The sequence below is a fragment of the Lysinibacillus sp. ACHW1.5 genome (genome assembly GCF_022014815.1).
Classification (GTDB): domain Bacteria; phylum Bacillota; class Bacilli; order Bacillales_A; family Planococcaceae; genus Lysinibacillus; species Lysinibacillus capsici.
The window spans coordinates 1,851,547-1,860,401 of record NZ_CP091777.1; the positions used below are offsets into that span (position 1 = coordinate 1,851,547).

Consider the following 8,855-nt stretch of genomic DNA (forward strand, 5'->3'; position numbering starts at 1 on the left):
GTAAACTATTTTTCCCAAAGCTCAATCAGTCGACCTTCTGGATCTTTAATCCAAATAAACTTTCCAAATTCGTTACACTCTAGAGGTTTTGCGAGTGGGACATCAAAATGTTCAAGATGCTTTATCATCTCGTTTACATCATGAACTTGGAAATTTAACATCACTTGCTGTTCTGCTGGAAAATAATTGTCCTGTTCAGTGAAAAAAGAAAAGATCGTTTCATTGCCTTCTTGGGGTTTAATGATTGTCCCATTCCAATCGTTTATTTCTAGCATCAAGGTTTCGCTATACCACTTTTTTACAGAATCTAGATTCTTTGTTCGCCAAAATATACCTCCAAAGCCTTTTATCATCGTCTCGATCTCCTGTCTGTTTAACGTTTCCTCATCTTTTCCATTACTATAGCATGACAAGATGGCCATAAGAAAGAGACCATGCCATTTTGGATGGCCTCTAGCTATTATTCGGTAATCGTTTCTGCAAATGTTTTACGGCCAGGGCTTACTTTATTAATATGAATATCGATTTTACTAATGGAATCTTTGCTTAAAGGAATTTTGCCATCCTTCTCTAATCTCTTCCAAGCCTTTACATTACTACGATAGAGATATTCGGACAGACGAAAGACATCCGCATCCATTTTTAGTCCTTCCTCAAAGGTAGTTAGGATTTCTTCCTTGACGGCTTTTTCTACTTTTTTTCTTACCTGATTGGGTGTTAGCCTCCCTTTAAAACCATTTAAAATCGTATCGAATTTTAAATTTACCTCAAACTTTACGTCATTACCATTCACAATTGGCTTGACTTTGACATCTAGCTTTTTAATATCGACGGTTAAGTAATCACTTTTTTCATTATTTTCTAATTCGACGGTAATTTCTCCTTGCTTTGTTTCATCATTCATCCACTCGATTCCACGTGCCGATTTGCCTTTAATATAGCCTTTAAAACTATCCTTTGAAAGAATACCGACACCAGCAAAAACGGTTTCTGTTTTGGAGCCATCCATTGTTTCCCAGTTTTCGTTGACGGTTACGTAAGGAATTTTCATTTCGTGATTGGGCTCATTTAAGCCAATGACGAGCTGTCTTAAATTAACAGGCTCTACAAATGACTCCTGCTTCGCTGTGTTTTTAGGATTACTTAATTTGGCGGCAGTTGGTGATTTCTCTAACAATGGAGAAACTAATAAAACATCCTCGATAGGATCTTGGGTACAGTAAACCCAAATATGATATCTTGTCTCTCGAAAGCGTAAAAAAGTATCAATAACAGCAATCGCATGTTCATCTTTCATAGCACTCTCTGAGAAGAGAAGAAAGGTCATATGTCCCCAAAATACTTCTTGGTCCATTGAACGATACAATTTGTAAATGGCTTCTTCTATTGTCTTACCCTTCGCTTGACCAATTTCGGTAGGCGCTGCATTAGGGTTAGCTGATTCTGTTTTCGCTACGTTAGCAAAGTTGATAATTTGTAAGTATGCTGTATATTCATTATCCTTGTAGTCAACCCCCACACCTTGTACGTAATACATGCGTTGCGGCTCTGTTACATCCCAACAGCCTGATAGCAGTAGTGTAGTCGTCAGCATTAAAATAACAATCGCAATTTGTTTTTGGCTCATATATCTCCCTACTTTTTGAAGTTCGTGTATATTAGTTTGTACAAGAACGCAAGGTATTATAAGTAGAGACCATTTGTATGTAGGAAAGTGCTGCTCTCGTCAAAATGACGTAGAGACAGCACAAATGATTTTAGTGGAAATATTTTTGGACGCGTTCAACGACCTCGTTTGCCGATAGTCCATTCGCATCAATCACAGGACCTTCCATAACTGGATCACTAATTCCCATGACATCGCGATCCTGACCTGTAATAATACAAGCATCACATTTTTTCGCATCCTCTTCATTGCGAAGCTGGATGACTTCAAAGCCTTGTGCTTTTAAAGCATCTTCGATATTCGTTAATGATTGTTCCACACCAATAATTCTAGACATATCTTGTCCACCTCCTACAAATAATGTGCCATTTCAGGTTGCTCATTATTCATACTATTTTTTAGTGGGGAGAGATAATTTCTAGAGATCCGTGCGTAATAGGGGTTGTGTACTACATCTAAAAGAACCGCCAAAGCTTCGAGAAATCGTAAAATCAACATATTCTACGGTGATACCTCTCTTCGCTAGTTGCTCGCCAATCCATGTAAATTCTTTGTCTGTAATATAGACTTCTTCATTAATAGGTAAGCCGTTAGTAGCAAGTTTTGCGGCATCCTCTAGGGAAACGTGAATTTTATCCCAATCTTTTAGCTGTTTGGGAATACCATCAATGAGTGCTTCCTCGCAGACAATCATTAGACCCTCTCTAACGAGGCTAAGCGCACAGTCGAGATGAAGAATGGTTGGATGAAGCGGCACTTCGACCACCGTATAATCAAAGTTACTTGCTAAATTACGCAACCACTGCACACCATTTTTATTGGAGGCTAGTCCTGAATTCCCGACAAAAATCGTTTTATCTAATACTAACACATCGCCGCCCTCTAAGAACGGGCCAGCTTCAGAATCTAAACCATCTGCCATATCAGGCTTTGGAATGGAGACATAGAAACATTGATTTTCATTTGCTTCCTGTGCTAAAAGATTACGTACGGGCAAAACTTCGTTGCGTCTATGTGGGAATCGAAGGGAGCCCTCGATTAAAAAATGGCCGATAGTGAAAAAGGGATCGCGAACGAAGAAATTGCTATAGCCATCTTCTTTTCCTACTTTTTTTTCATAGTCTGTTAAACGTCTTGGTACTTGTACTTCTACCCCGTATTTTTCTAATACTTTTTTTAAATTTGCTCGTTCCAATTCCCATTGCTGCTGTCTTTCTGGAAAGACATCTTTAAAATTTTTACCGAGTGTATCTACGCTTGCATAAAGTGCTAGTGTTTCTTCTGTTAAAAATTCATCATCTGTTGGAGCCTCCTTAGCTGGAAAAGCAAATTCCGATTGCGCCATGACAACTCGTTTTAAAGGAGCAAACTCACTTTTTACAAAAATATTCGTCATCTTACTGCCTCCTGTTGTATGATTTAGAAAAAGTAGTGAAAATTTTTCCTGTGATGTTCCTTATCGTAAGATATATAGTTACTATATAGTCAAGGATGGGCTGTAAGGTGGTGAAATGATGGGCATTGCAGAAGTGTTGACCATTGTCTTTGTCGTATTAAAGCTAACAGATGTCATTACATGGTCGTGGTGGCTGGTATTATTACCAGCGATTCTTTCATTTAGTCTCTATGCCATTATTGGGCTGGTGAAGCTTGGGATGGTATTGATTGCTGTGGTAGCAGTGAAAAGGCGGGAAAAGAAAGCAGAATTATGAAATCATAGTAGCCAAATTACTAGTAATTAGAACAACCTGGTCCTTCTTTTGTTTCGCATAGTCATGTAGGATCGTATTGGAGATTAGAGCATGAAAAAGGTGAGGTTAGTCCAATAGGTCCACCCTCACCATTTTATTATTTGCTTAATTCATAAGTTTTCACAGCTGGAGGAACAAAGCTTTCACATTTATCTAATAGTGCTGCTGCGTCCTCATCAACAATAAGTGCCTCGCGATATTGTGCTTTTAAAAATTGTTCATTTTGCATATGGTCAAAGAATGATACTAATAAATCAAAATAGTTTTCCATATTGAAAATAGCACAAGGTTTTTGAAGCAGCCCGATTTGATTCCACGTAAATACTTCAAAAAATTCCTCTAATGTTCCAGGTCCACCAGGAAGGGCAATAAAGCCATCTGCTAATTCCATCATTTTACTTTTACGTTCATGCATTGTCTTTACAACAATCAGCTCTGTCAGCTGTTGATGCGCAATTTCACGTTCTTCTAATAATGTCGGAATCACCCCAATGACCTTGCCGCCTTCTTCTAGCACTGTATTCGCTACTGTTGCCATGATGCCTACAGAAGCACCACCATAAATAAGAGTAATTTGTCTTTTGGCTAATTCTTTTCCTAGTAAAATCGCTCCTTGACGATAAGCATCGGAAGCGCCTAGACTGGATCCGCAAAATACGGCAATACTTTTCATAGCTGATTTCCTCCATATCTGATCGAATTCTTTTATAGTATAATTTATTTTGAAGAGGAAGGAAATGGAGGAAACTGAATTGGAACTAAATGAATTTCAACGCTGGGTAAAGGATTACTATGAAGCACGTGGCTGGTCAGAGCTTAATATTTTTACACGTATTGGCTTCTTGGCAGAAGAAACAGGTGAGGTAGCAAGGGCGATTCGAGCAATCGAGATTGGTAGAGATCGACCAGATGAAAAAACACCATCCTTTGAAGAAAATAAGCAGGAGCTAATTGAAGAGCTAGGGGATGTCTTAGGAAATCTTATCGTGATTGCCAATCAGTACAATATTCCATTAGAAGAAATATTTGCAGCTCATCAAGACAAGCTGATAAAGCGTTACCAGGAATAGGAGGATCGAGATGGAATATCAAGTAGAGGTTTTACGGGGACAGCATGAGGATTTTACAAATTTTTTAAGAGAAAAAATTCGTGCCTATAATAATGAGCAATCTCCTTATCATCGCGAAAGTAGAAAGAAGGGTGCGGTTCTTCCTTTACAGTTAATCGTCACAGATCAACAGCAGCAATGGATAGGTGGTATAACAGCTGAAGTCTACTGGGGATGGATAGAAATACATAAATTTTGGTTTAGTAAAGAATATCGTGGAAAGGGAATTGGCACAAAGCTCTTAGCACAGGCAGAGTTAGTAGCCAAGGACATGGGGGCAACAAAAGCTCTACTGACAACCTACGAGTTTCAAGCGCGTACCTTTTATGAGGCACATGGCTATCAAGTAGTGGGAGAAATTAAAGATTATCCACCAGGCAGTAGCTACTATACGATGGTGAAAGTGCTTCATTAAGAATAGGCTGTCTAAGGAGATAGACAGCCTATTTTAATTGACATCGCCCAAATAGATTGTTGTTTGTTGTCCTCGTATAAATTTCTGTAATGGTTGGGTAAGCGCTTTGGGGTAAAGTCTATATGTATGAAGCTTTTCAATCGGTATCCATTGTGTCCCAATTTGAAGACTATCAGGATTTGTTGGTTGACAAGTTTGCGTATTTACCTGACAGAGGAAATAATATTCTACCTGATGTACATCAGCGTCAAAGGCGGCATGCTCATGATTTTGTCCGATGTATTCACGGATAAATAACAGCTCTCCAATGTGAACGGAGGAGCCAATTTCCTCCAGGCATTCCCTTTGCAACGTCCTGTGAAAGGTCTCTCCATGCTCCTGTCCACCACCTGGACAAAGGTAAAAGTAGCCCTCTATATCTTGATTTTTTGTTAGCAATAGTTTCCCATCCACGATGATGATGGCTTTGACAGAATTTCTAATCATGGACTTCTCCTTTTAATTGTTATTTTTCGTGATCATGACTAAAACGCTTCATGAATGTCTACCTTAGTAAAAAGGGGAGATGAAGCGTGTATTCAATGTCCAATTTTAAATTACTTGTCGAAAAACAGACCGAAATTGATACCATTTATCAGAAATGTAATGATTTAATTCAATCAACTGTTACACCAAAGCTAGATGCAGAGGTCGAGCAGTTTTTAATGCTAGTTGAACAGCATTTGACACAGCAAGGCTTTACCATTACGAATACATCAACAGGGTTAATCGCCAATTATCAAGAGGCTGTTATTAATGTAGATAAACATTCAAAGCATTTGGAAGAATGCTTTTTTATCAATTTAAATAGTTATGCTGAGGATCAAGTCTCTATTGTACTCGATATCTCACCAACGATGCTACCGAAAATTTCAAACCAGCTCGATGGCTACACAGATATTATAGAGCAAATGACGGATAAGCTAAAGCAAGCAAAAAGTCTAGAGAAAGCCTGTACGAATCCCAAATTTCTTTATAAAACGCAAAGCAACAAAGTTTTTCATACCCCTCAGGAAGTGTTGGATTATTATTTTCAAGGATAGGAGAAGCAGCTAGAAAAAACTAGTAGGTGTATAAAAAATGGAAAATTGATGTTGAGGACTGACCTCAACAGTATAGACAAATAAAAAAATACACCTTCGATTGAATATGGGGTTAAAAACTAAATTTCAATTAGGAGGTGATTTTTCTAAGAGTAAAAGGTTTTAAATGAATTAAATGATCCCTATTGCGAAATATATATAAAGGATGATGATTCAATTACAAATCACCATCCTTTTTAGCGTATTAAATAAGTAAAACATACTTAATCTGTAAATAAACCATTCCTTAATCCGTTTCAAAGGGCTTTTCTTTATACTTGGAAACATCATAACGCCCAATTACTTGATAATTAGACGTTTCATCGTCAGCCTTGAATTTATTGAAATCAGCTACATCCAGAGCATCTGTCATCATCTTCAATAAATATTGTGGTTCCGGAGCTTCTTCTACTGCTGCAAGAACTAGTGCATTTCGTAAATATCCTGCATACTGTGAGAGCAATTGAGCATTGAAGTCTAGCCTATTTGCTTCAGCAAAAAGCTTCATGAAAATCGATACCGTTCGTGTATTTCCTTCTCGGAAAGGATGAACACGTCAAAGTTATGTCATAAATGAAGAAAAGTCCTCAACAAGGAGAGGATTAGAATACTTCCATTGCTTAGATTTAGACCAACTGAAAATAGTTTTTAAATCAGATACAATGTGATCTTTATCACTATAAGCAACAGATAATCCGCTTAAAACATGTTCGCTTTTATAAATATTGACTGTGCGGAATTCTCCTGCCGATAAATATAGTTCATGAAAAAGGAAGTGATGAATCTTTTGAAGACTTTTATATTTTTGGAAGTCAATCTCATGCGTGATAGAAGAAATATCTATAATCCCAGCGATTAACAGTTGTGCTTCAACGTCAATCAATTGTTGTTCATCTCGAATATTTAATTTGTTGATTAAGACATTTGTATTAGGATAAATATATGGGTCCATAAACTACTGTGAAGCCCTTGTATATTTTTCAACAATCGCTTGTTTCAATTGGCTGGATGATACTTGACCATTTTCATATTGGTTTAAGAGGTTCTGTGTAAATGCGCTCGGTTTTCCACCGTCAATGGCAGCCATACCAACTGCGAATTGCACTTGCTTTTTACGTTCTAAGGATGAATTTTCTTTCATAAATAACACCCCTCACTTTAATGGTATATCTCTTATATCAGTTTTATGCATCAGGAGATAGTTAGATCACTGCACGATGCCTACTGACATAGTTCAATCTTTGTCATTAAGTATTTACACTTTGAGTGAGAAAATTCAATAGGTGCCAGTGGGGAAAATTTAGAGCTAGGCTATCCTATAATCAAAGTGGGTGAAATTTTACGAAGAGTAAAATTTCACCCACTTTTTCTATTCGGAGGAGAGGTTTTGTTCTAGTCTTTCATCTATCTAAAAGCGATAGCGATTGGAAGCCCGCTTTCTTCCATTATCGAATAAACTTTCTCCCGCAAAGCCACATTATCAAGGTTAGGCCTAAGAAATAAAGTGGCATTGTCAGTAAAGAACCGTTATGCAGTAAGCTCATACCAGATGTGATGGCACTGACGAGTAAGTAATAGCAGAGACTAAAGATAGCGCCTGCTGTGCCAATCACATCCTGAAAATCTACTAACGCTAAACTTAAGCAATTAGGAAGTGCGATGCCCGAGCCTAGCAGTGTGATAAAAATAGTAATCAGCATACCAATGGCCATCTTGCTCGCGTGCAATGGCAGGGTACAAACGATGGTTAAAAGCAAAGTGCCACCAAGCATTACCAAACAGCCAACATGGATGATTTTTTGTGGCGAATGGTTGATGACGAGTCGCTTTGAAATCATAGCCCCTATTATGGAAGCAAGGGCAACGATAATGCCAAGAAATCCGTACAGGCCAGGTGACAGCTGGAAATGTTCGATGAATATAAAGGGTGCTTCGGCATAGTAGCTAAATAGAACACCATTAATGCCTCCTATTAGTAGCCCATAGACAAGCACGATGGGTGAAGCAAAAATGCGTTTGACGACAGGCCAAATCGCTGTTCTTTGTCTTGTTGCAGGATTGGTTGTTTCTGGAAGTCTGCAATAAGCATAGATAAACAACAGGATACTCATGATGACAAGGACAAAAAACACGGCTCGAAAGCCTAGTGCTTGATCCACCCAACCACCAATTAACGGCCCTATAGCTGGGGTAAAGGCAATGACGGCTGAAATTTGAGCAAACATAGCATGGCGTTGGCTTCCCGTCACACTTTCACGCAAAATGGTTTGCGTAATAATGGAGCCAGTTGCAGCGCCGAATGCTTGTAGCAATCGACTTGCTAATAGAAAAGGGATTGTCTCTGCGTAAAAGCAGAGTAGGCTACCTATTCCATAAAAAATTAAACCACCTAGCATGGCAGGTCTACGGCCAATAAAATCAGAAATCCATCCCCAGCAGAAAACGCCGAACGCAAAGCCAATAAAATAGATGCTTAATGTTAATTGGACAGAGCTATTGGCTACATCAAGTGCAGCGGCAATATCCGGAAGTGATGGTGTGTATATTGTTTCACTAATTTGTGGAAAAGCCACAAGAACAATCATTAATAATAAAGATGGTACTGCCTGTTTTTTCAACATATTGCCCTCCTACAAGCAAAATTCTACTTTGTTAGTTTCAAGTAGATTGCGTAGCTAGGGAAACGGCGGGACCATTATAAGAATACGTTCATAGGATGTCATGTTGAAATCACCTTTATATGCTTGAAGTAGGAGTGCATAGTCTAGCAACTATTATAGGCTATTTTACAAT

The 8,855-nt window shown here is 38.4% G+C and carries 14 protein-coding genes; 4 read left to right on the forward strand and 10 right to left on the reverse strand.

Annotated features, from left to right (window positions below; genetic code table 11):
• Positions 1–5: 5 nt before the first annotated feature.
• The 4 genes from L6W14_RS08850 to L6W14_RS08865 form a co-directional block, all read right to left on the reverse strand.
• Entirely contained in the window at positions 6–353 is a 348-nt protein-coding gene (locus L6W14_RS08850) for a VOC family protein (protein ID WP_237900442.1), read from the reverse strand.
• Positions 354–460: 107 nt separating this feature from the next.
• On the reverse strand, positions 461–1,627 hold the full coding sequence (locus L6W14_RS08855) for a Ger(x)C family spore germination protein (protein ID WP_048390553.1): 1,167 nt from the start codon (positions 1,625–1,627) through the stop codon (positions 461–463).
• A 130-nt stretch (positions 1,628–1,757) separates the two neighbouring features.
• Positions 1,758–2,003 (reverse strand): YkuS family protein, encoded by a 246-nt coding sequence (locus L6W14_RS08860; protein ID WP_004228871.1) that lies wholly within the window; start codon positions 2,001–2,003, stop codon positions 1,758–1,760.
• A gap of 81 nt (positions 2,004–2,084) precedes the next feature.
• Positions 2,085–3,062 (reverse strand): dimethylarginine dimethylaminohydrolase family protein, encoded by a 978-nt coding sequence (locus tag L6W14_RS08865; RefSeq protein WP_237900443.1) that lies wholly within the window; start codon positions 3,060–3,062, stop codon positions 2,085–2,087.
• A gap of 118 nt (positions 3,063–3,180) precedes the next feature.
• Here L6W14_RS08865 and L6W14_RS08870 point away from each other — a divergent pair, with 118 nt between their 5' ends.
• Positions 3,181–3,378, forward strand: a complete 198-nt coding sequence (locus tag L6W14_RS08870) for a transmembrane Fragile-X-F protein (protein ID WP_048390561.1) — start codon at positions 3,181–3,183, stop codon at positions 3,376–3,378.
• A 136-nt stretch (positions 3,379–3,514) separates the two neighbouring features.
• Here L6W14_RS08870 and L6W14_RS08875 read toward each other — a convergent pair whose 3' ends face one another.
• Positions 3,515–4,090 carry an LOG family protein gene (locus tag L6W14_RS08875; RefSeq protein ID WP_237900445.1) on the reverse strand — a complete coding sequence of 192 codons (576 nt, stop codon included), beginning with the start codon at positions 4,088–4,090 and terminating at the stop codon, positions 3,515–3,517.
• Between the two features lie 79 nt (positions 4,091–4,169).
• Between L6W14_RS08875 and L6W14_RS08880 the strand changes: the two genes are divergently transcribed.
• The gene (locus L6W14_RS08880; RefSeq protein ID WP_237900948.1) at positions 4,170–4,487 is read left to right on the forward strand and encodes a MazG-like family protein; all 318 of its coding nucleotides are present in this window, start codon (positions 4,170–4,172) and stop codon (positions 4,485–4,487) included.
• 10 nt (positions 4,488–4,497) lie between these two features.
• Positions 4,498–4,941, forward strand: coding sequence for a GNAT family N-acetyltransferase (locus tag L6W14_RS08885; protein ID WP_237900447.1), 444 nt, complete (start codon positions 4,498–4,500; stop codon positions 4,939–4,941).
• A 33-nt stretch (positions 4,942–4,974) separates the two neighbouring features.
• On the opposite strand, the gene L6W14_RS08890 is transcribed toward L6W14_RS08885, so the two are convergent.
• Positions 4,975–5,427, reverse strand: a complete 453-nt coding sequence (locus tag L6W14_RS08890; protein WP_237900449.1) for an NUDIX domain-containing protein — start codon at positions 5,425–5,427, stop codon at positions 4,975–4,977.
• 95 nt (positions 5,428–5,522) lie between these two features.
• Here L6W14_RS08890 and L6W14_RS08895 point away from each other — a divergent pair, with 95 nt between their 5' ends.
• Positions 5,523–6,023 (forward strand): hypothetical protein, encoded by a 501-nt coding sequence (locus L6W14_RS08895; protein WP_227744841.1) that lies wholly within the window; start codon positions 5,523–5,525, stop codon positions 6,021–6,023.
• A 286-nt stretch (positions 6,024–6,309) separates the two neighbouring features.
• On the opposite strand, the gene L6W14_RS08900 is transcribed toward L6W14_RS08895, so the two are convergent.
• The 4 genes from L6W14_RS08900 to L6W14_RS08915 form a co-directional block, all read right to left on the reverse strand.
• Positions 6,310–6,570: a hypothetical protein gene (locus L6W14_RS08900; protein WP_237900450.1), complete on the reverse strand. Its 261-nt coding sequence runs from the start codon at positions 6,568–6,570 to the stop codon at positions 6,310–6,312.
• 54 nt (positions 6,571–6,624) lie between these two features.
• Positions 6,625–7,014 (reverse strand): hypothetical protein, encoded by a 390-nt coding sequence (locus L6W14_RS08905; RefSeq protein ID WP_237900452.1) that lies wholly within the window; start codon positions 7,012–7,014, stop codon positions 6,625–6,627.
• 3 nt (positions 7,015–7,017) lie between these two features.
• Positions 7,018–7,203, reverse strand: a complete 186-nt coding sequence (locus L6W14_RS08910) for an antitoxin VbhA family protein (protein WP_048390572.1) — start codon at positions 7,201–7,203, stop codon at positions 7,018–7,020.
• Positions 7,204–7,507: 304 nt separating this feature from the next.
• Entirely contained in the window at positions 7,508–8,680 is a 1,173-nt protein-coding gene (locus tag L6W14_RS08915; protein ID WP_237900950.1) for a multidrug effflux MFS transporter, read from the reverse strand.
• Positions 8,681–8,855 lie beyond the last annotated feature (175 nt).

Bases quoted from the DNA above. Each gene is read 5' to 3' on its own strand.
- L6W14_RS08850 (WP_237900442.1), bottom strand. From the start codon at position 353: ATGATAAAAGGCTTTGGAGGTATATTTTGGCGAACAAAGAATCTAGAT.
- L6W14_RS08855 (WP_048390553.1), bottom strand. From the start codon at position 1,627: ATGAGCCAAAAACAAATTGCGATTGTTATTTTAATGCTGACGACTACA.
- L6W14_RS08860 (WP_004228871.1), bottom strand. From the start codon at position 2,003: ATGTCTAGAATTATTGGTGTGGAACAATCATTAACGAATATCGAAGAT.
- L6W14_RS08865 (WP_237900443.1), bottom strand. From the start codon at position 3,062: ATGACGAATATTTTTGTAAAAAGTGAGTTTGCTCCTTTAAAACGAGTT.
- L6W14_RS08870 (WP_048390561.1), top strand. From the start codon at position 3,181: ATGGGCATTGCAGAAGTGTTGACCATTGTCTTTGTCGTATTAAAGCTA.
- L6W14_RS08875 (WP_237900445.1), bottom strand. From the start codon at position 4,090: ATGAAAAGTATTGCCGTATTTTGCGGATCCAGTCTAGGCGCTTCCGAT.
- L6W14_RS08885 (WP_237900447.1), top strand. From the start codon at position 4,498: ATGGAATATCAAGTAGAGGTTTTACGGGGACAGCATGAGGATTTTACA.
- L6W14_RS08890 (WP_237900449.1), bottom strand. From the start codon at position 5,427: ATGATTAGAAATTCTGTCAAAGCCATCATCATCGTGGATGGGAAACTA.
- L6W14_RS08895 (WP_227744841.1), top strand. From the start codon at position 5,523: ATGTCCAATTTTAAATTACTTGTCGAAAAACAGACCGAAATTGATACC.
- L6W14_RS08900 (WP_237900450.1), bottom strand. From the start codon at position 6,570: ATGAAGCTTTTTGCTGAAGCAAATAGGCTAGACTTCAATGCTCAATTG.
- L6W14_RS08905 (WP_237900452.1), bottom strand. From the start codon at position 7,014: ATGGACCCATATATTTATCCTAATACAAATGTCTTAATCAACAAATTA.
- L6W14_RS08910 (WP_048390572.1), bottom strand. From the start codon at position 7,203: ATGAAAGAAAATTCATCCTTAGAACGTAAAAAGCAAGTGCAATTCGCA.